The following is a 20687-nucleotide window of genomic DNA, read 5'->3' on the forward strand; positions in this document are numbered from 1 at the left end:
AAAACAAACTAATATACATCAGATATTAAATTAATTTTAAATTTAAACTTGATGAAAATCATCAATAATACTAAAGTGTTGAATGAAAAAATCCGAATAAGAAATCCGGATTTTAATATCAATTATTTGGTTTGTGTTTTCTTTCTTCTTCCCCACCAAATCATAAACCCTGTGATTGGCATTGATGCGATAATTAAACTAACAATGAAAGCAATAATTTTTGTAGGCAAACCTAATATCGCTCCAACGTGAATATCATAATTTGCACCAACAACTTTTTCTCCAAAATTCTTATCTTTTGGATCGTGCGTGTGCAGCAATTCTCCAGAGTTTTCATCAAAAATCAAACTGCTGCTTTTGTGATAAGAATAAGACAAATGCTTTACGTAAACTTCGAAATTCGGATGCTCGTGATCATCGATGTGCGGATGTCCTAAGTCCAATGAAAAAGCATAAGCGTCTGGATAGAGTTCAATCACTTTATTTGAGATTTTGTCTAACGTTTTGTCTGTTCTCATTTCGATAGGAGCTTTTGTCGTGATTTTTGAAAAATCAGGATAAGCAGTTTCTCCTCCAGAAAATACGACGTAAATCATTGCCTGAACAACAAAGAAAGCATAAAACAATCCTGTAATTGTCAAAATCAATGCGAAAATTGAAGAATAAAAACCAAGAATGTTATGAAGGTCGTAATTCTTTCTTTTCCATTGAGTAGTATCTTTCCATTGGAATTTGAAACGCTGTTTTCTCGCGGCTTTATTTTTTGGCCACCAAAGAACAATACCAGTAATCAGCATTATCAGAAAGATAATAACTGGAATCCCGACAACGTAAGTTCCCCATTCCTGCTTCAACAGAAAACTCCAGTGGATGGATTTTACAATCGCAAAGAATCCGTTTTTCTCATCATAAGTCTGGAGTACTTTTCCGGTGTAAGGATTAACATATGCCAATTTGTAAATCGGAAATTCGTCAAAATAATTCCATTGGTCAGGCTGATGCTCGTACCACCAGAATTGATAGGACATTTTTTTATCTATCGGAACGTTAACCCAATGAATTGGATATTTTTCTTTGGTTTGCTGGTCGACTAATTTCTCCAACTCCCGGATTGGAATCACTTTTTTGGACTCGATATTTTGCTCGTTATGATAGATGTATTCTTTACGGGTAAAGTTTTCTATCTCATCTTTGAAAACATAAAGCGCTCCGGTAATTGCAATTATAAAAATCAGAAAACCAATGGATAAGCCAAACCACAAATGTAGTTTGGCTGACCATTTTTTGAAAAAACTTGGTTTCTTTTTATGATGGTGTTTTTTCTTCATAAATATCTAAAAAGCCAAGTTGCAAACTTAGCCTTTTATTGTTTTAAAATTTGTAATTCAAACTTAGCGATAAAGTTCTAAGTCTCTGTGGTGTAACCGTTGACCAACCAGAGAAATATTTCTTGTTAGCAATGTTGTCTAACTTCAAGATAATGCTATATCTGTCTTCTGTGTATGAAAGGGAAGAGTTCATAATGATATAGCTTGGAAGTGGGAAAGCTCCAGTTCCTCCTCTATTAAGCGTATAAAATCTGCTAGAAGAGTTTCCACCAAATCCAACTCCGAAGTTTTTAAGAGCTCCTTCTTGAACTTTGTATGTTGTCCAAAAGTTAATTAGATTTTTAGGTCCAGCTTCTTCTGTACGATAACCTACATAAGTTGGATCTCCTTTTTTCACATTACTGTCATTATAGCTATAACCAGCAATTACGTTCATACCTGGAATTGGGCTTCCTAATACACTTACTTCAAATCCTTTACTTTCTACTTCTCCTCCTTGTATGCTTCTATTTGCGTCATTAGGATCTGGCATCACCTTATCTTTTACCAAAATGTTATAATAACTCGCAGTAATAGAGAATTTATCTCCGGCTAAATTTGCTTTTGTACCAACTTCCCACTGATTTGCATGTTCAGGATCAAAATATGCCCACGATTTTGTACCATCAGCATTTTGGTTTTCAACTGGATCAACATTTTGGAAACCATTCATATAGTTTGCAAATATTGAAACTTTGTCTTGGATAGGCTGATATACCAAACCTAATTTAGGTGAAAAAGTAGTTGTTGCTTTAGATTCTTCTGTGGAGTATGCAGTAGGTTTTCCTGTAAAATGATCCACTCTCATACTTAACATTGCAGATAAGTTTGGAAGAATATTTACAACATCAGATATGTAAGCACTATATATTTTTGCTTGGAAGCTTCCAGAAGCCTGTCCAGAAGATGCCAAAACTTTGTCCACAGCAGATGTTGTGAGTGTAGTTGGTTGGTCTGGGGCGACTGTATCAGTTTGATTGACAATATCTACAGTGCCATAACCCATCCAGCCTGTTCCACCTAAGACAAATTCTCTTTCAAAATAATCAAGACCTACAAGCAATTTATTTTTAACATTACCAAAATTAAAAATACCTACAAAATTTTGCTGAATACCCGTGGTATTAGTTTCTCCTCCAGCTTTCGATATCTGTCTTAGAAAATCTTTGCCATTGGACAAATCCCAAAGATAAGAATAATAGCCATCAGTTTTGGTATTACTTCTTGATAAGATCGTTTGAGATTTCCAAGTGTCAGAAATTTTATACTGAGCCTGAGCTTGTAAATTAAATATATAATTATTGATTGTTAAATCATTACTTGTATAAGATTTCTTGTAATTATCTTTAAATATTCCAATAGAATTGAACGTCAAAGCATTGTTTCTATTGAGGAAAACCATAGGTGCATTTGCAGATTCAGAAGTTTTAATCTCTGTATTTACAAAGAATGTCAATCTATCATTAGCAACAAATTTTACAGAAGGTGCAATGTAGAAAGACTCATTGAATCCGGCATCTTGGAAAGTATTATTTTTCTGATATGCTGCATTAACTCTTGCAAATAAACTCTTGCTTAAAGGAGTATTGACATCTGCCGTAATTCTATTAAGCCCATAACTTCCATTTACATAATTTATTTCTCCTCCAAAATAATTGTAAGGTTTTTTTGTAATCACATTAATCAAACCACCGTAAGAAATTACACTTCCTCCATACAAAGTTCCAGAAGGACCTTTGATTGCTTCGATAGTTTCAATTCCTGCTGGATCTAGAGTTCCATTACTCAAACTTGGCATTCCATTTACCAAACTTGGCTGTAAAGAAAAACCTCTCATTGTGTAGTATTCTCCACCATCATTTCCTCTTCCGGTAGATTCCCAAAGTCTGGCAATACCTGTAACGTTTTTCAAAGCATCATTGAAATTGGTAACAACCTGCTCTTTGATAACATTCTTGTTTACAGTATTATAAACTTGTGGATTCTCAATCTCTTTCAAAGGCATTTTGTTAACAGACTCTCTATCTCTAGTGATATATCCATGTACAACAACACCATCAATCTCATTTGATTTATTAATTGTATCATTTTCCTGAGCATAGGCAAAAGTAGAAACCAAAGCCACAGCACTTACAATAATTTTCTTCATTAAGGGGGAATAATTTTTTGCAAAGGTATTATTTTTATTAATTCTAAATTAGCTTATTGTATGATTTTTATCATTTCTTAAATTTTGTTAAAACAAAAAAGACGCTGAAAATTTCAACGTCCTTTTATTATGTTAAGTATAATACTTATGGATTATGCTGGGATTTCGCCTTTGTATAGGAAAGAAACAATCTCCTTGTTTACTGCATCAACCATTTCACTGAATAGGTAGAAAGATTCTTGCTTGTAAATTACCAATGGATCTTTTTGCTCATAAACCGCACCTTGAGAAGAACGACGAAGATCATCCATTTCTCTTAGGTGAGTTTTCCAGTTTTCATCAATAATAGCCAAAGAAATATTCTTTTCGAAATCTGTGATCAATGATTCACATTTAGTTTCGTAAGCTTCTTTTAAATCTGTAACGATAGTCATTGTTTTGCTTCCGTCTGTAAAAGGAACTTGAATCATCTTAAACATAGAACCTTGATTCAAATAAACATTCTCGATGATTGGATAAGCTTTTTCTTTCAGAAGATTGAGTCTCATATCATAGTCTTCTTTTGCAGCTTTGAACACTTTATCCGTCAATGCAGGGATTTGTAAACTTCCAAATTCTGACTCACTCACAGGAGATTCCATTGTGAAATACTTGATAATCTCAAATTCAAAATCTTTAAAGTTTCCAGTTGCTTTTGCTGAAGAAACAATTGCAGCAGCCGTATCGTAAATCATATTCACGATGTCATACTTCAAATGATCTCCGAACAAAGCGTTCTTTCTTCTTTTGTAGATAACGTCACGTTGTTTGTTCATAACATCATCATACTCAAGTAATCTTTTTCTAACACCAAAGTTGTTCTCTTCAACTTTTTTCTGTGCTCTTTCGATAGACTTGGAAATCATAGAATGCTGAATCACTTCACCCTCTTTATGACCCATTCTGTCCATCATTTTAGCGATTCTTTCTGAACCGAAAAGACGCATCAAATTATCTTCCAAAGAAACATAGAACTGAGAACTTCCCGGATCTCCCTGACGACCAGCTCTACCTCTCAACTGTCTATCAACACGACGAGAATCGTGTCTTTCTGTACCAATAATTGCTAAACCTCCAGCCTCTTTAACCTCAGCTTTTAGCTTGATATCGGTACCTCTACCAGCCATATTGGTAGCAATAGTTACAACGCCTGGTCCACCAGCGCCAGCTACAATTTCTGCTTCCTTCTTATGAAGTTTCGCATTCAAAACCTGGTGTTGGATTTTTCTTAATTGTAATGCTCTGGAAAGTAGTTGAGAAATTTCAACAGAAGTTGTACCCACCAAAACAGGACGTCCAGCCGATGTTAATCTCTCTATTTCTTCAATTACTGCATTGTATTTTTCACGATTGGTTTTGAAAACCAAATCTTGTCTGTCATCTCTTTGGATAGGTCTGTTGGTAGGAATTACGACTACATCCAATTTGTAAATCTGCCAGAATTCTCCAGCTTCAGTTTCCGCTGTACCAGTCATACCAGCCAGTTTGTTATACATACGGAAATAGTTTTGTAAAGTAATCGTTGCAAATGTTTGCGTTGCCGCTTCGATTTTTACATTTTCTTTTGCTTCAATCGCTTGGTGAAGACCGTCTGAGTAACGACGACCGTCCATAATACGACCAGTCTGCTCGTCAACGATTTTCACTTCGCCATCAATTACCACATATTCATCATCTTTTTCAAATAATGTATAAGCTTTAAGCAATTGATTCATTGTGTGAATACGCTCAGATTTCACAGAAAACTCTCTGTATAATTCTTCTTTAGCAGCGAATTCTTCTTCTTTAGACAGATTTTTCTTTTCAATATCAGCGATTTCCGTTCCGATATCTGTCAATACAAAGAATTGTGAATCCTCGTTACCCGCAGACATATATTCTACACCTTTGTCTGTCAAATCGATCTGATTATTCTTCTCATCGATTACGAAATAAAGGTCTTTGTCCACGATCGGCATATCACGGTTGTTGTCTGCCATGTATTGACCTTCAACTTTCTGGAGCAAAGCACGGTTTCCACTTTCTGACAAGAACTTGATTAACTGTCTGTTTTTAGGAAGACCTCTGTAAGCTTGTAATAATTTGAAACCTCCTTCTTTGGTATTTCCGTTGGCAATTAATTTTTTAGCTTCGTTGAAAATCGCAGAAACTGTTTTTTTCTGAACCTCAACAATTCTATCAATAGAAGGTTTAAGAACATCATATTCTTGTCTGTCACCTTGAGGAACTGGACCAGATATGATTAATGGCGTTCTAGCATCATCAATCAAAACAGAGTCAACCTCATCGACAATCGCAAAATTCAATTCCCCCTGAACTAATTCAGTTGGATTGGTTACCATATTATCTCTCAGGTAATCGAAACCAAATTCATTATTAGTACCGTAAGTGATGCTTGCTTGATAAGCCTTTCTTCTAGAGTCTGAGTTAGGCTGGTGATTATCGATACAATCGATGGTCATTCCGTGGAATTGGTATAATGGCCCCATCCAAGCAGAGTCACGTTTTGCTAAGTAATCATTTACGGTTACAACGTGTACACCCCTTTCTGGCAAAGCGTTAAGATAAATTGGAAGAGTTCCAACCAATGTTTTACCTTCACCAGTTGCCATTTCTGCAATTTTACCGGAGTGCAATACAACACCACCAATGAACTGTGTGTCGTAATGAACCATATCCCAAACTACAGGCGTTCCAGCAGCGTCCCAAGTATTTTTCCAAACAGCAATATCACCATCTAGAAAAACAAAATCTTTTGTAGCCGCTAGCTCTCTATCTTTGTCTGTCGCTTTTACACGGATTTCTCCATTCTGTGCCAAACGTCTAGAAGTTTCCTTAACCAAAGCGAAAGCTTCAGGAAGAATCTCATTAAGAACTTTCTCTTCAACTTCGTAAGATTCTTTTTTCAAACCTTCGATTTTTTTGAAAAGTGATTCTTTTTCGTCAACGTTGGTTGAGTTTTTTATTTGCTCTTTAGTATCTTCAATTTGGGTAGTAAACTTAGCCGTTGCAGCTTTAATTTTTCCTTTAAACTCTGCAGTTTTATCTCTTAATCCATCATCAGTTAATGCTTGAATTCCAGATTCTACTGTCTTGATTTTTGCGACTACTTTTTTTACTTCTTTAAGATCTTTTGCATTCTTGTCTCCCAAAAAACTTTTAAGAACGGTATTTAAAAAACTCATAATTTGCTATTTGCGGTTTGCATTTAGCTTTTGGCTAATTGCGTAATGTTATTTAATAAAAAAATTTTGGCTAATTTTATTTTAGTCAAAATTCAAAAAACGAATTAGTATTCGTCTTCGTTCCAGAGGTAATCCTCATCTGTAGGATAGTCGCTCCAGATCTCATCTATCGCATCATAGATTTCCCCTTCGTCCTCGATAGCTTGTAGGTTTTCTACAACTTCCATAGGCGCTCCAGTTCTGATCGCGTAATCAATTAATTCTGCCTTGGTCATCGGCCAAGGTGCATCGCTCAAATATGATGCTAATTCTAATGTCCAATACATAATATTAAATTTTTTGCAAAAGTAAAAAATTAGGTGATACTTTATACATTTTGACCTTGATTTTCAACAATTTTTAAAAATTAATTTACAATAAAGAAATTATTAATATAAAAACCATCTAAAAATGAGTCAATCCTGTTTTGCCAAAAACCATTCCACAAATTTTTTTATGCCATTTTGGAAGTTTGTTGTCGGTTTATAACCAATCAAAGACTTTGCTTTTGTGATATCGGCATTGGTTTTTATGACATCTCCCGCTTGCATTGGCAGATATTTTTTCACAGCCTTTTTATCGAGGACTTTTTCCAATGTAGAAACCATCTCGTCAAGCGTTACCACTTCACTTTCACCAAGATTTACGATTTCATAAACATCGTTATTGGTCTCAAGATATTTGATCGCTTTTAAGACTCCATCTATTATATCTTGTATAAAAGTGTAATCTCTAGCTGTAGAACCATCGCCATAGAAAGGGATTTCTTGATTTTCCGATATTAACTTCGTGAATTTATGAATCGCCAAATCCGGTCTTTGTCTTGGTCCATAAACTGTAAAAAATCTCAACTGAATAACATTCAAATCATAAAGATGATGATATACGTGCCCTAAGACTTCCATAGCTTTTTTAGTTGCCGCATAAGGAGAAATAGGCTTATCAACATTGTCTGTCTCGGAAAAAGGAACCCTCTCACTATTCCCATAAACGCTTGACGATGAAGCACAAACAAATTTATTAATTCCAAATTCGGTGCAAAGTTCCCAAAGATTCTGAGTACCACGGATATTAACCTCCTCATATTCTAAAGGACGCTCAATGGATGATCTAACACCAGCTAAAGCAGCTAAATGGATGACCTGATCAAGCTTATGTCTTCTAAAAATAGTTTCAAGTCCTTGTTTATCACGAATATCTTGAAAATAAAGAATATAATTATTTGATTCTGTTAATGATATTAATCGAGAAATATCACTTTCCTTATCACTATAATCGAATTTAGTAACTTTATTAGTTGATTCTAAAGTATTTCGGATTTTTATCTTGTAATCATAAAACGAATCAAAATTGTCAACATTAATGACAGAATGTCCATTTTTCAAAAGTTGTTCTACTAAATGAGAACCAATAAATCCACTTCCTCCAGTGATAAGATAATTCATAACATCAGTTGTATTGCGAAGATAGTAATTAAACAAAAAAAAAGAACCCCTTATTCAGAGATTCTTTTATAATTAACGATTTTATTTTTTCAAGGATTTGATTCCCATTTCAAAAAGTGCAAAACTCAGCAAATCAGCATTTTCACCAATCACCTGTTCCGTAGAACGCCCTGCGCCGTGGCCAGCATTTTTCTCAATTCTTAGTAAAATCGGATTATTACAAGCTTGTTTTTCCTGCAACTCAGCTCCAAATTTGAAAGAATGCGCTGGAACAACTCTATCATCGTGATCACTTGTGATAATCATTGTGGATGGATAACAAGTTCCTGTTTTTACGTTGTGAACTGGCGAATAAGATTTCAGGTACTCGAACATTTCTTTGCTATCTTCCGCAGTTCCATAATCGTAAGACCAACCTGCTCCCGCCGTGAATTTGTTATATCTCAACATATCCAAAACGCCAACACCAGGGAAAGCTACTTTTGCCAAATCTGGTCTCATCGTCATTGTTGCACCAACCAAAAGACCTCCGTTGGAACGTCCGGAAATCGCCATAAATTCTTTGGAAGTATAACCTTTCGCCTGCAAGTATTCTCCGGCAGCAATAAAGTCATTAAACACGTTTATCTTTTGTTGCTTAGTTCCTGCGTCGTGCCATTTTTTTCCGTATTCACCACCACCACGGATATTAGGAACAGCATAGATTCCGCCGTTTTCCATCCAGATAGCATTCACCACAGAGAAACTTGGCTGAAGACTGATATTGAAACCTCCATAAGAATAAAGAATGGTCGGATTTTTACCATCCAGCTTCGTTCCTTTTTTGTAGTTAATCATCATTGGAACTTTAGTCCCATCTTTTGATGTGTAGAAAACCTGTTCAGAAACGTAATCTTCTGGATTGAATTTCACGTTCGGTTTCTGATAAACTTCTGATTTTCCGGAAGCAACGTTATACTTGTAAATCGTTCCTGGCGTAATATAATTAGTAAACGAATAATAGATGTCTTTATCCTCTTTTTTACCGCCAAATCCGGAAACAGTTCCCTTTCCAGGCAAAGAGATTTCTCTAACTAATTTTCCTGTTTTATCAAATTGTTTTACCAAGCTGATTGCATCTTTCATATACTTTCCGAAGAAGAAATCGCCGGCTTCAGAAATACTCAATACATTTTCAGTTTCTGGGATGACATCTTTCCAATTTTCAGGACTTGGATTTTTGATGCTCACCATTACCAATCTCATATTAGGCGCATCTTTGTCCGTGAAGATGAATAGATCATCGCCTTGTGTATCCACAATATCCGCATTGATGTCAAAGCCTTTGTTGATTTGGACAAAATCGCCCCCGTTTTTCAAATCTTTGATGTATAATTCGTTGCCGTTAGTAGCGTTAGCGGCAGAAATAATCAAGAATCTTTGGTCTTCCGAAACACCTGCAGAGAGATATCTTCTTGGCGTTTTTTCACCACCAAAAATCAGTTGGTCTTCGGATTGTTTTGTGCCTAATTTGTGGAAATAAACTTTGTGTTTATCGGTCATTCCAGAAAGAACTGTTCCTTCTTTCGGTTTGTCATAACTGGAATAATAGAAACCTTCATCTCCTTTCCAAGCAATGTCACTGAATTTCACATCAATCAAAGTATCATCAATTTGCTTTTTCGTAATTGCATCAATGATGATGATCTTGTTCCAGTCACTTCCACCTTCCGAGATAGAATAAGCAGCAAGATTTCCTTTTTTATTAAATGAAAGATTAGAAAGCGAAGTTGTCCCTTTTTCCGAGAATTGATTTGGGTCTAGAAAAACCTCGATATTTTTAGTTTTAAGTCCAGTTCTGTAAATCACAGATTGTGCTTGTAAACCATTATTTTTAGAGTAATAAGTATAATCTCCTTCTTTGAACGGCGCAGATATCTTCTCGTAATTCCAGATATCTCTCAGTTGAGTTTTAATAGTCTCTCTGAACGGAATTTTGGAAAGATAATTTTGGCTAAATTCTACTTGGTCATCAACCCAAACTTGAGTAGCATCAACATCATTTTCTAAGTAACGATAAGGATCTGGAACTTTTTCACCAAAGTAAGTGTCTACTTGATCATCTTTTTCCGCTTCAGGATATTTAATTTTTGTCATAGATTGAGCTTGGGCACCAACATAAAAAACAACGGCAGCTGTTGCAAAGATTGATTTTACTTTCATTTCTAATTTTTTGAATGTTTCCAAAATTAACTAAATTCTTTATAATTATATCATGTCTATATATTGAACTGACAAATCATTATTAATTATCCACAGTTACTACCAACAGCTTAATATTAAACTTTGTTAAATCTCTTTAACATTGGAAAATAAATTATATTTTTGTTTTGTTATTGATTTAATCTATTGTTTTTTAGAAACAATCATAAGAAACAAATAATCTGTAATTTTACATCTGTTAATTATGGCAAAGTCTTATTTAGAAATTTTCGAAAACAATAAAAAATGGGTAGAGTCAAAACTTGCAGATGACCCTGAATATTTCCATAACTTAGCAAAAACACAACATCCAGATTATCTTTACATAGGATGCTCTGACAGTAGAGCAACAGCAGAAGAGTTGATGGGCGTGGGACCAGGTGAAGTTTTTGTCCATAGAAACATCGCAAATGTGGTGAACACTTTGGACATGAGTTCAACAGCTGTCATCCAGTACGCAGTTGAACACCTGAAAGTGAAACACATTGTTGTTTGTGGGCATTATAATTGTGGTGGTGTAAAAGCAGCAATGACCTCACAAGATCTTGGATTGATGAATCCTTGGTTGAGAACCATAAGAGACGTTTATAGACTACATCACGCAGAGCTAGATGCTATAAAAGATGAATCTCTTAAATATGATCGCCTTGTGGAACTGAATGTGCAGGAGCAATGCATCAATGTGATAAAAATGGCTTGCGTACAAGAAAGATATATATTAGATGAGTTTCCTATTGTTCACGGTTGGGTTTTTGACCTTAGAACAGGAAAAATTATAGATCTTGATATCGATTTTGAGAAAATATTGAAAGACATCCAACAGATTTATAACCTAACTGATTCTGATTGGGTAATGAATAAAAAAAATAATAAGAATCTTATTTAAGATTTTAGATGAAATATTTGAGTATTATAATATTAGCGGTTTTTCTAAACTTTACAGCCCTCCCTGGGATTGCTGCAATGTTGGGGTGGAAAATACCAAGAACCAATATTATAGTAAATGAAGAGGAACATCACTCAAATATGACAATTGTAATTTATGAAAAAGCAATTCCTAAAACGATGGACATCCATGATTTCATCAAGTTTTTAGAATTAGACACACAAAAAAAAATAAGTATAAGTTGGGAGTCCAAAGTGTATTTCCCACCTCACCTTAGTATCTTCTCTCCTCCTCCAGAAGCTTAATATATAATTTCGTTTTTCTATAAACGTAATTGTTTGCTGTTTATAATAATAGTAAGCCCTACTATACATTAAGTTCATCAACATTTTAAAGAATAATTGATAATTATTATCAATGACTTCTGCTGTTTTATTATGCAAAAATCAAAATCTTTGATCGGAGGAATCAAAGAAAATTTTCCTTCTGGCCTTGTCGTTTTCCTTGTGGCTCTTCCACTTTGCCTCGGAATTGCTTTGGCATCTGGTGCGCCACCGTTATCTGGGATTATCGCTGGGGTTATTGGCGGAATAGTTGTAGGATATATTAGTAATTCCAACATATCTGTTTCTGGCCCGGCTGCTGGTCTTACAGCTATTATCTTGGTAGCCATAACAGATCTAGGCGCATTTGAATTATTTCTTTGTGCTGGTATTATTGCTGGTATTTTACAATTAGTTCTTGGATTTGTCCGGGCAGGTAGTATCTCAAATTATTTCCCTAATAATGTCATCGAAGGAATGCTTGCCGGCATTGGAATTATTATCATACTGAAACAAATTCCTCACGCATTAGGCTTTGATCGCGATTACGAAGGTCACGAATCTATTTTCGACAAAGGGCTCAATTTTGGGTATTTTTCAGAATTATTTGGCGCAACTCATCCAGGCGCTATTATAGTAACCTTGGTTTCTGTAGCTATTTTATTGGCTTGGGATCACATAACTGTTCTCAAAAGATTAAAGCTATTACCAGGTGCTTTGGTTGCAGTTATTTTAGGGATTCTACTGAATGAATTTTTTAAACTATCAGGAAGTTCTTTAGCAATTACGGAAAAACACCTTGTAACATTACCTGTTCCTAAGTCACTAGATGATTTTAAAAACCTAATCACTTTTCCCGATTTCAACGGATTTACAAATCCTAAAGTTTGGATAACAGGAGCTACCATAGCTATTGTAGCATCTATAGAGACTTTGCTTTGTATAGAAGCATCGGACAGATTAGATGTTAGAAGAAGAATTACCGACACCAATCTGGAACTGAAAGCTCAAGGTATTGGAAACTTAGTCAGTTCTTTCATTGGTGGGCTGCCAATGACATCTGTGGTAGTAAGAAGCTCTGCCAATGCCAATGCTGGTGCAACGTCGAAAACTTCAACAATTATTCATGGTGTGTTGTTATTAATTTGTGTTTTATCAATCCCTGTTATATTAAATCTAATTCCTTTGGCAACTCTAGCAGCGGTATTGATTTTGGTTGGATACAAATTGGCAAAACCAGCCACTTTCAAACATTTTTGGCATAATGGTAAGTATCAGTTCATTCCCTTTTTGGCAACTGTTTTGGCTGTTGTTTTCACAGATCTACTGAAAGGTGTAGGAATTGGGTTATTAATTTCCGTTTTCTACATTCTTCAAGGAAATATGAAACGAGCTTACTATCTTAGCAAAGAAACTTTGGATGATGCAGATGAGATTACAATAAAGCTGGCTGAGGAAGTTTCTTTTCTCAATAAAGCTGCCATCAAAAAAACTTTAAAAAACATAAAATCTGGCTCCAAAGTTATCATAGATGCAAAAACAACATCTTACATCACAACGGATGTTCTGGAGCTGATCCAGGATTTTGCCAATGTAAGAGCAAAAGAAGAAGACATAGAAGTAGAATTATTAGGCTTCAAAACATCATACAAAGATTATGCAAGCGACCAGGATTCGCATATCATCGTCAATCATAAAAGAGCGATGTAAAAACATTGCAGATATTAACTATTTAAAATTTTAAAAAAAATGAAAGCACATACATCCGAAACACAAGCAACCATTACACCAGAAAAAGCATTAGAGTTCTTGAAAGAAGGAAATCAAAGGTTTGTAAATAACCTTAAAGCCAACAGAGACCTTCTTGAGCAAGTTAATGCAACTCGCACTGGTCAATGGCCGTTTGCAGTTATTTTGAGTTGTATCGACAGCCGTACGTCTGCTGAATTGATTTTTGACCAAGGCTTGGGAGATATCTTCAGCGTTAGAATTGCAGGTAATTTTGTGAACCAAGATATTCTTGGCTCTATGGAATTTGGCTGTAATGTTGCAGGATCCAAGTTGGTTGTTGTCCTTGGTCATACTAAATGTGGCGCTTTGAAAGGAGGTCTAGACTCTGCAGCTATCGAAGGTCTTGGAATGGATAACCTGAACCACTTGATTGGACATTTTGACCCAATAATCAAAAATATTATCAAAGATGGAGAAGAGCGCTCATCCAAAAACGAAGATCTTTTGGAAAGACTGAATCAACAAAATGTAAAGAATGCAATCGATGAAATTCGTAAGCAAAGTTCAACTTTGAGAAACCTAGAAAATGAAGGTAAAATCAAAGTCGTGGGTGCAAATTATGACGTTGAAACTGGCGTTGTAACTTGGTTATAGGAAATTTTTTTCTTCATACAATTAGGGTGGTAGGCCGGGTAATTTATTATCCGGCTTACTTATTTTCAAAACTGAATATCTAAAATAATTTGCTTAATTAAAAAACGAAATCCGTAAAGGCTTTTGAAAACAGATACAGATTAATCTATTTTCCATTAAAAGCAGACATTGTATTTTGAACACCTGCAAAAACGAAAGACAATGCCGCTTGGGAAAACTTTTCGATTCTTTCGGAAAGTTTTTCTTGTTCCTCGGTATTCCATTTTCCTAATACATAATCTGCTTGTTTTCCTTCGGAGAAATCGGCAGATATTCCAAATCTTAATCTTGGATAATTTTGAGTATTCAGCTGCGACTGTATGCTTTTCAAACCATTATGACCCGCATCAGAACCTTTCATTTTCATCCTTAATGAACCAAAAGGTAATGCAAGATCATCCGTAATAATCAATATATTTTCTAAAGGAATATTCTCTTTCTGCATCCAGAATTTAACAGCATTTCCAGAAAGATTGACATAGGTATCCGGCTTAAGTACAAAAACTTTTCTGCCTTTGTATTTTCCTTCTGCCAGCAATCCGAAATTTGAAGATTTGAATGGCGCTTCTATCTTCTCTGCAATTTTTTCAGCAATTTTGAAACCAATATTATGTCGGGTTTCCACATATTCTTCCCCTTTGTTCCCGATACCGACGATGAGATACTTCATTATTTTGTATACTGAAAATTTAATTTGTCTCCTCCACTAGAAAGCATTGTTATAGGATATCCACCTGCATCGTAAGTATAAGTCATGTTAAGTGGTTGCGAGAACCCCATCGTTGTAACCTTGACACTTCTGTAATTGTTGGTAGATAGACCTAACATACCTTGATTAGAAGTATTGTAATGTGTTGATAAAATATTATAAGCTAAAGGTAGCGTTCCAAAAGGGTTCTTGTTACTATCGTAATTACTTAGTTCAGATTCTATTACAATTGGAGGGATTACAATAGGAGGAGTAGATGCGGTGGTTGTGGTTAATTTCCAAACAGAAATATTATTTCCTGTGTAGGTTAGATCACTTATAACTTCAAAAGACAAAATATACTGCCCTGGATTATCCGGATCCTCTGTGTTCATGCTAGTGACCACTTTCGAAACTTTGTCTCCAACGTAAGTAACATTTGTCGTTGACTTATAGAGGACAGCTCCTCCAGATTCGGTTGTTCCGTTAGCACCAATCAATTTACCAGAATTATATAAAAGATCTACTTTTGTCTGTCTAGTATCTCCTGATTCTACATTGGTAATATCCATATGTGTTATTACATCATTTGAATAGCTTAATAGCGCAGTTTCCATATCTGTGTCTACCTCCGTTTTTACAGAAGTTAGTTTTTTATCTTTGTAAGTATAAGTAACAGTGGTAGATTCCCCATCAGAATCTACTCCTGAAACTTTTTCAAGAAGCTTTGTAGTCTCGCTCCCACTTCCTGGATCAGTAGTAGTTGGGTCGTAAACTATCCCGTGCAAAAAATCGCCATTATCATCTTGATTTGGACTACAAGATGCCAATGCAAAGATTCCGAATATTATGGTTAGATAATAAAATATGCTTTTCATTGTATTGTTTTCTATTTGCAAAGTTAACTTTTTAAAATAAATTTTCGAATTCAAATTTTTAATTGAAAATAATTCATTTATAATCAAAATTTTCTAAGGAATTCTGACTTTTAAGCTGATTCAATTCTTCAAGGTAAGTTTTGAGTTGTTTCTCATTTAGAGTGTCATTGTTTTTATAAATTTCAACTATTCTTTTAATTTCGGAATCAAAATAGGTTTTGAAACTTTCATTATTTTCTTGCTTATTCCATAACTCATAATATTCGCAGATATTGCCAAGGAAATCGTTCAATTCTTCGGTTGTTTTTTCATCTGTATTTTTACCAAATGATGTTACAGAGCAATAGATTGGTTTTTTTTCTGGTTCATTTTTGGTAACAAACTCTCGATATTTGTCATCAATCAGAGCTTCAATTTGTTCTTTGTTGAAATAAACATCTTCATCAATATCTTTCATCTTAACATAATCTCCGGCGCTGAAATTATTACTAAAAGTATAATTCGCATAAACCACAATCTCACCTTTTCCCAAACCAGGCGAAATCCCATAATGTTCCGAAAGATAAAACAACGCTGGTTCAGAATAATCGATATTATCTTTGAGATTCGCTACAAACAATTCGATTTTGGTTCCGTCTTTATCTGTTGCAATTCTTTTTTCTAAATCTCGAAACGACTGATATTCATACAAAGTATCCGAAGCTTTTTTGAAATATCTAATCGGTGACTCTGCACTATAAGTTCGGAAACCATTACCCGAAACATATTTTTTGTTATAAAGCAAACCATCCATTCTATAGATATTTTTCCGATAAGCGTAATAGAAATTAATCGTATTTCGAATCTCTTTTTTCTCAGAATTATAACTTATCGAATAAACAGGAACCGATTTGTCTTTCGAATTAAATCTCACCGAAATCCCCGCTTCATTATCCGCTTCACTTAGAAAAGTCATTTCCTTATCGTAATGATATTTTTGGATTTGAGCGTTGCAGAAAGAAACCATTGTCGTGAAAAACAATAGAATCAATTTTGTTTTTTTAATAGCAAATAGAGATTGGCTCATTAAGAGTATATTTACTTTAAGAAATCAAGTCTGTCAGGATTTTGTCTGCAATTGAGAAAGAAAAGAACCAAGATTTCATCCTCATTAATCGAAAAATATAATTTCACATTTCTATTCCCAATCAAAGCTTGAAATATACTTTCCGAAAACTTTTCATAAACAACCAGATTTTGAGATACATTTTCGAGAACCGTTTCCAATTCAGCATACAAATCTCGAATCTCTTTCTCCGTCCATCTGTAATAGAGAAATTCTGCAATTTCGATTAAAGATTCTTCTGCTTCTTTTGTGTATCTAATTCGCATAATTTTTGGAAGAACTTATCTTTCATCTCTTTGGAATCAATGGTGTTTTCTTGATTGGCTTTTTTTTGAATATTTTCAAGGTAAATTTTCAATTTATCTTCAGAAATCTCATCTTCTATAATTTCGATTTCTTTATATTTTTTCAGAAAATCTTTTACCAAAGAAAGCAAGTTTGGGTTTTCTGTTCTTATTGTTAAAGTATTCATTTTTAAAATTTTATTAATCAAATATAATTAATTTTAAGCCAAAATCCTATTCAAAACCAGATTCACTTCATCCACATTTTTTACGTTATCTTTCCTCATCATCAGCTGATTGTTCTTTTCTTTTAACGTAGCTTCTCCCGGATTTTGTGTGAGATAAGATATGATTTTTTTGAATTTCTCGCTTTGATAGAATTTATCCTGAGGATTCGCAGGGAAATAACCGAGGAAAACTTTGTTCTTCACCACCAATTTATCAAATCCAATTTCCGCCGCCAGCCACTTCAATTCCACAGATTTTAGAAGATTAATCGCTTCGCTTGGCAATTCTCCGAATCGGTCTTTCAACTCATTTTCAAAGGCTTGTAACTCTTTCGCGTTTTGGATTTCAGCCAATTTTTGATAAAGCGACAAACGTTCTTCTGTTGAACTTACGTAATTATCTGGCAACATCAATTCCAAATCGGTGTCGATGTTCACATCTTTTGTAGATTTGATGAGCTTGTTTCTGTCTTCTTCATTTTCGAAAAGATTTTCAAAATTCTCATCATCTTTCAATTCTTCCAAAGCTTCCTGCATCATTTTCTGATAAGTCTCGAATCCCATTTCATTGATAAATCCACTTTGTTCGCCACCCAACAAATCTCCTGCACCACGGATTTCCAAATCCTTCATCGCAATCTGGAAACCGCTTCCTAAATCTGAGAATTGCTCAATCGCTTCCAGACGTTTTCTTGCGTCAGATGTCATCATATCAAACGGAGGCGTTATCAGATAACAAAAGGCTTTTCGGTTGCTTCGTCCGACTCTTCCACGCATCTGATGCAAATCTGCCATCCCAAATCTATGAGCATCATTAATAAAAATAGTATTCGCATTTGGAACGTCAACACCACTTTCTACGATTGTTGTTGCTACTAGAACATCATATTTTCCTTCCATAAAATCGAGAACATTCTGTTCCATTTGTTTTCCGTCCATTTGGCCGTGACCTGTAATCACCCTTGCATCGGGAACCAATCTTTGGATTAATCCTGCAATATCTTTCAGATTTTCGATTCGGTTATTAATGAAATAAACCTGTCCGTCTCTTTGTAATTCGTACGAAATCGCATCACGAAGAATCTCTTCATTAAAACCAACAATGCTTGTCTCAACAGGCTGACGGTTTGGTGGAGGTGTTTTAATCACCGATAAATCTCGCGCAGCCATCAATGAAAACTGCAAAGTTCTCGGAATTGGTGTTGCCGTCAATGTCAACGTATCAACATTAGTTTTCATCGTTTTCAATTTATCTTTTACCGAAACTCCGAATTTGTGTTCCTCATCGATAATCAATAAACCAAGATTTTTGAATTTCACTTTATCCGAAACCAATTGGTGCGTTCCAATCACGATATCGATTTTTCCATCTTTCAAACCTGCTAAAGTTTCAGATTTTTGCTTCGCCGTTCGGAACCGATTCAAGTAAGAAATATTAACAGGAAAATCTTTCAAACGCTCTTTGAAACTTCTGTAATGTTGGAAAGCCAAAATCGTGGTCGGAACCAGAATCGCAACTTGTTTGCTATCAGTCGCCGCTTTGAACGCCGCACGAATCGCAACTTCCGTCTTCCCGAATCCAACGTCGCCACAAATCAATCGGTCCATCACGCCTTCTGCTTCCATATCTTTTTTCACGTCCAGAGTTGCTTTCTCTTGGTCCGGCGTATCTTCGTAAAGGAAACTCGCTTCCAATTCATTTTGAAGATAAGAATCGGGCGAATATTGAAATCCTTTCGCCGTTTTTCTCTGAGCATACAATTTAATCAAATCAAATGCAATTTGCTTAACTCTAGCTTTCGTCTTCTGTTTCAGCGACTTCCAAGCGGGTGAACCGAGTTTGCTGAGAACGATTTCTTTTCCGTCCGGTCCGTTATATTTTGAAATTTTATGAAGGGAATGAATACTCACGTAAAGCAAATCTCCATTTTTATAACTAAGTTTAAAACATTCCTGAATTTTTCCGTCATTATTGACTTTTACCAATCCCATAAATTTCCCGATTCCGTGGTCGATATGGGCAATGTAATCACCTACTTTCAAAGACATTAAATCTTTGAGTGTCAATTGCTCCGACTTCGCAAAAGTGTCTTTGGATTTGTAACGCTGATATCGGTCAAAAATCTGATGGTCAGTATAAATCAGAATTTTATTTTCAGAATCTACAAAACCTTCGTGAAGTTCGGATTTGAAACTTTTGAACGGAATCTCGTGTTCCAATTCTTCAAAAATCGATTCTAATCTTTCTTTCTGTTTTTCCGATGAAAAAGAAATCCAAGTGTCAAATCCTTGACTTTGCTTTTCTTCCAAATCCTGAATCAACATTTCGAAATTCTTATGAAAGCTCGGTTGTTGAGTTTGATTGAGTTCTACATTTTTAATTTTTGGAAGTTCAAATGCCTGCGAACTGAAATCAATCGTTTTGAATTTGATTAATCGGTTCTGGAATTCTGATTCCGAAATAAATAATCCTTCTGGTGTTCTATGTTTAATATCTTTACTTAAAGTCTCAAATTTTTCTAATGATTTTTCGTAAAAGTCTCTGATTCTTCTATTGGAAACAAAAAGATTCTTCGAAACCATAAAGCTATCATTTGGCAAAATATCAAGAAACGAAACCTTGCTTCCCGAAACCGAAAAATTCATATTGGAAACCAACTGAAATTCAGTGATTTTATCAACAGAAAGTTGAGATTCTATATCGAAAGTTTTGATGCTTTCCACCTCATTTCCGAAAAATGTGATACGATAAGGTTTTTCATTAGAGAAAGAAAAAACGTCCACAATTCCACCACGAACAGAGAATTCTCCCGGCTCGGAAACAAAATCTGTTTGATTGAATTGGTAATGATTCAGTAATTCATCCACAAAATCAAAATCCAACTGGTCACCAACTTTGATGTGATGAGAAATCGCTTTAAAATCTTCTTTTTTCAGAACTTTTTCTGACAAAGCACCAACGAAAGCCACAATCACTTTCGGAGCATTTCCGGAATTGATCTTATTAATAACCTCGGTTCTTAAAACCAAATTCGCATTCTGGGTTTTCTCGACTTGATAAGGTTCAAGATGTGTTGCAGGAAAATAAAGTACATTTTCTTTTCCAATCAAGTCTTCCATTTCTGCATTAATGTAAAGCGCATCTTCCTTGTCATCAACAAGATAAAGAATCGTTTTTTTCTGGGTAAGGAAAAGTTCCGAAGCCAAAATTGAAACCGCAGAACCTGCACTTCCTTTGACCGAAATATGTTGGTTGTTATTTAATTGAGAAAAAATCTCATTCCCGAATTGTTTCTGAAGCAAGTCCGGAAGCAGATTTTGATTGATTTTTTTTAATTCCATTAATGTAGGCATAAACGCAAAAAGCGATTCCGAGATATTTTCGGAATCGTTATTTGTTACAAAGA

At 35.0% G+C, this 20687-nt stretch carries 16 protein-coding genes; 4 read left to right on the forward strand and 12 right to left on the reverse strand.

The genetic code is table 11. From position 1 onward, the window contains the following. Nucleotides 1–122 precede the first annotated feature (122 nt). From RTY06_RS07825 to RTY06_RS07850, 6 genes are all read right to left on the reverse strand, one after another. Nucleotides 123–1328, reverse strand: a complete 1206-nt coding sequence (locus RTY06_RS07825) for a PepSY-associated TM helix domain-containing protein (protein ID WP_312824034.1) — start codon at nt 1326–1328, stop codon at nt 123–125. 43 nt (nt 1329–1371) lie between these two features. Next, on the reverse strand, nt 1372–3516 hold the full coding sequence (locus RTY06_RS07830) for a TonB-dependent receptor (protein ID WP_312824035.1): 2145 nt from the start codon (nt 3514–3516) through the stop codon (nt 1372–1374). Between the two features lie 152 nt (nt 3517–3668). Continuing rightward, the gene (gene secA, locus RTY06_RS07835; RefSeq protein WP_312824036.1) at nt 3669–6740 is read right to left on the reverse strand and encodes a preprotein translocase subunit SecA; all 3072 of its coding nucleotides are present in this window, start codon (nt 6738–6740) and stop codon (nt 3669–3671) included. 104 nt (nt 6741–6844) lie between these two features. After that, on the reverse strand, nt 6845–7066 hold the full coding sequence (locus RTY06_RS07840; RefSeq protein ID WP_027382805.1) for a DUF2795 domain-containing protein: 222 nt from the start codon (nt 7064–7066) through the stop codon (nt 6845–6847). Between the two features lie 129 nt (nt 7067–7195). Next, the gene (locus RTY06_RS07845) at nt 7196–8224 is read right to left on the reverse strand and encodes a GDP-mannose 4,6-dehydratase (RefSeq protein WP_312824037.1); all 1029 of its coding nucleotides are present in this window, start codon (nt 8222–8224) and stop codon (nt 7196–7198) included. Between the two features lie 81 nt (nt 8225–8305). Further along, nucleotides 8306–10426, reverse strand: coding sequence for a prolyl oligopeptidase family serine peptidase (locus RTY06_RS07850; RefSeq protein WP_312824038.1), 2121 nt, complete (start codon nt 10424–10426; stop codon nt 8306–8308). A gap of 244 nt (nt 10427–10670) precedes the next feature. On the opposite strand from RTY06_RS07850, the gene RTY06_RS07855 reads away from it, so the two are divergent. The 4 genes from RTY06_RS07855 (at nt 10671) to RTY06_RS07870 (ending at nt 14059) form a co-directional block, all read left to right on the forward strand. Next, nucleotides 10671–11351, forward strand: a complete 681-nt coding sequence (locus RTY06_RS07855; protein ID WP_116032842.1) for a carbonic anhydrase — start codon at nt 10671–10673, stop codon at nt 11349–11351. 140 nt (nt 11352–11491) lie between these two features. After that, nucleotides 11492–11656, forward strand: a complete 165-nt coding sequence (locus tag RTY06_RS07860; RefSeq protein WP_312824040.1) for a hypothetical protein — start codon at nt 11492–11494, stop codon at nt 11654–11656. A gap of 132 nt (nt 11657–11788) precedes the next feature. Then, nucleotides 11789–13384, forward strand: coding sequence for a SulP family inorganic anion transporter (locus RTY06_RS07865; protein ID WP_312824041.1), 1596 nt, complete (start codon nt 11789–11791; stop codon nt 13382–13384). Between the two features lie 39 nt (nt 13385–13423). Then, entirely contained in the window at nt 13424–14059 is a 636-nt protein-coding gene (locus RTY06_RS07870) for a carbonic anhydrase family protein (RefSeq protein WP_312824042.1), read from the forward strand. A gap of 145 nt (nt 14060–14204) precedes the next feature. On the opposite strand, the gene pth is transcribed toward RTY06_RS07870, so the two are convergent. The 6 genes from pth to mfd all read right to left on the reverse strand — a co-directional run bounded on the left by pth (nt 14205) and on the right by mfd (nt 20622). Beyond that, nucleotides 14205–14768 carry an aminoacyl-tRNA hydrolase gene (pth, locus tag RTY06_RS07875; RefSeq protein WP_312824043.1) on the reverse strand — a complete coding sequence of 188 codons (564 nt, stop codon included), beginning with the start codon at nt 14766–14768 and terminating at the stop codon, nt 14205–14207. Beyond that, nucleotides 14768–15664, reverse strand: a complete 897-nt coding sequence (locus RTY06_RS07880; RefSeq protein WP_312824044.1) for a hypothetical protein — start codon at nt 15662–15664, stop codon at nt 14768–14770. Before RTY06_RS07880 ends, pth begins: the two co-directional genes overlap by 1 nt. 73 nt (nt 15665–15737) lie before the next feature. Next, a complete protein-coding gene (locus RTY06_RS07885) occupies nt 15738–16730 on the reverse strand; it encodes a hypothetical protein (protein WP_312824046.1) in 993 nt (330 codons plus the stop codon). An 11-nt stretch (nt 16731–16741) separates the two neighbouring features. Continuing rightward, nucleotides 16742–17035 (reverse strand): type II toxin-antitoxin system RelE/ParE family toxin, encoded by a 294-nt coding sequence (locus tag RTY06_RS07890; RefSeq protein ID WP_312824047.1) that lies wholly within the window; start codon nt 17033–17035, stop codon nt 16742–16744. Beyond that, nucleotides 16996–17241 carry a hypothetical protein gene (locus RTY06_RS07895; RefSeq protein ID WP_312824048.1) on the reverse strand — a complete coding sequence of 82 codons (246 nt, stop codon included), beginning with the start codon at nt 17239–17241 and terminating at the stop codon, nt 16996–16998. Before RTY06_RS07895 ends, RTY06_RS07890 begins: the two co-directional genes overlap by 40 nt. A gap of 33 nt (nt 17242–17274) precedes the next feature. Further along, a complete protein-coding gene (gene mfd, locus RTY06_RS07900; protein WP_312824190.1) occupies nt 17275–20622 on the reverse strand; it encodes a transcription-repair coupling factor in 3348 nt (1115 codons plus the stop codon). Between the last annotated feature and the right edge of the window lie 65 nt (nt 20623–20687).

The organism is Epilithonimonas sp., from assembly GCF_032055105.1.
Classification (GTDB): domain Bacteria; phylum Bacteroidota; class Bacteroidia; order Flavobacteriales; family Weeksellaceae; genus Epilithonimonas.

Coding starts and splice junctions, on each gene's coding strand:
- RTY06_RS07840 (WP_027382805.1), bottom strand. CDS start 7,066: ATGTATTGGACATTAGAATTAGCATCATATTTGAGCGATGCACCTTGG.
- RTY06_RS07880 (WP_312824044.1), bottom strand. CDS start 15,664: ATGAAAAGCATATTTTATTATCTAACCATAATATTCGGAATCTTTGCA.
- RTY06_RS07890 (WP_312824047.1), bottom strand. CDS start 17,035: ATGCGAATTAGATACACAAAAGAAGCAGAAGAATCTTTAATCGAAATT.
- pth (WP_312824043.1), bottom strand. CDS start 14,768: ATGAAGTATCTCATCGTCGGTATCGGGAACAAAGGGGAAGAATATGTG.
- RTY06_RS07830 (WP_312824035.1), bottom strand. CDS start 3,516: ATGAAGAAAATTATTGTAAGTGCTGTGGCTTTGGTTTCTACTTTTGCC.
- RTY06_RS07845 (WP_312824037.1), bottom strand. CDS start 8,224: ATGAATTATCTTATCACTGGAGGAAGTGGATTTATTGGTTCTCATTTA.
- RTY06_RS07825 (WP_312824034.1), bottom strand. CDS start 1,328: ATGAAGAAAAAACACCATCATAAAAAGAAACCAAGTTTTTTCAAAAAA.
- RTY06_RS07870 (WP_312824042.1), top strand. CDS start 13,424: ATGAAAGCACATACATCCGAAACACAAGCAACCATTACACCAGAAAAA.
- RTY06_RS07860 (WP_312824040.1), top strand. CDS start 11,492: ATGACAATTGTAATTTATGAAAAAGCAATTCCTAAAACGATGGACATC.
- RTY06_RS07855 (WP_116032842.1), top strand. CDS start 10,671: ATGGCAAAGTCTTATTTAGAAATTTTCGAAAACAATAAAAAATGGGTA.
- RTY06_RS07865 (WP_312824041.1), top strand. CDS start 11,789: ATGCAAAAATCAAAATCTTTGATCGGAGGAATCAAAGAAAATTTTCCT.
- RTY06_RS07885 (WP_312824046.1), bottom strand. CDS start 16,730: ATGAGCCAATCTCTATTTGCTATTAAAAAAACAAAATTGATTCTATTG.
- RTY06_RS07895 (WP_312824048.1), bottom strand. CDS start 17,241: ATGAATACTTTAACAATAAGAACAGAAAACCCAAACTTGCTTTCTTTG.
- secA (WP_312824036.1), bottom strand. CDS start 6,740: ATGAGTTTTTTAAATACCGTTCTTAAAAGTTTTTTGGGAGACAAGAAT.
- mfd (WP_312824190.1), bottom strand. CDS start 20,622: ATGGAATTAAAAAAAATCAATCAAAATCTGCTTCCGGACTTGCTTCAG.
- RTY06_RS07850 (WP_312824038.1), bottom strand. CDS start 10,426: ATGAAAGTAAAATCAATCTTTGCAACAGCTGCCGTTGTTTTTTATGTT.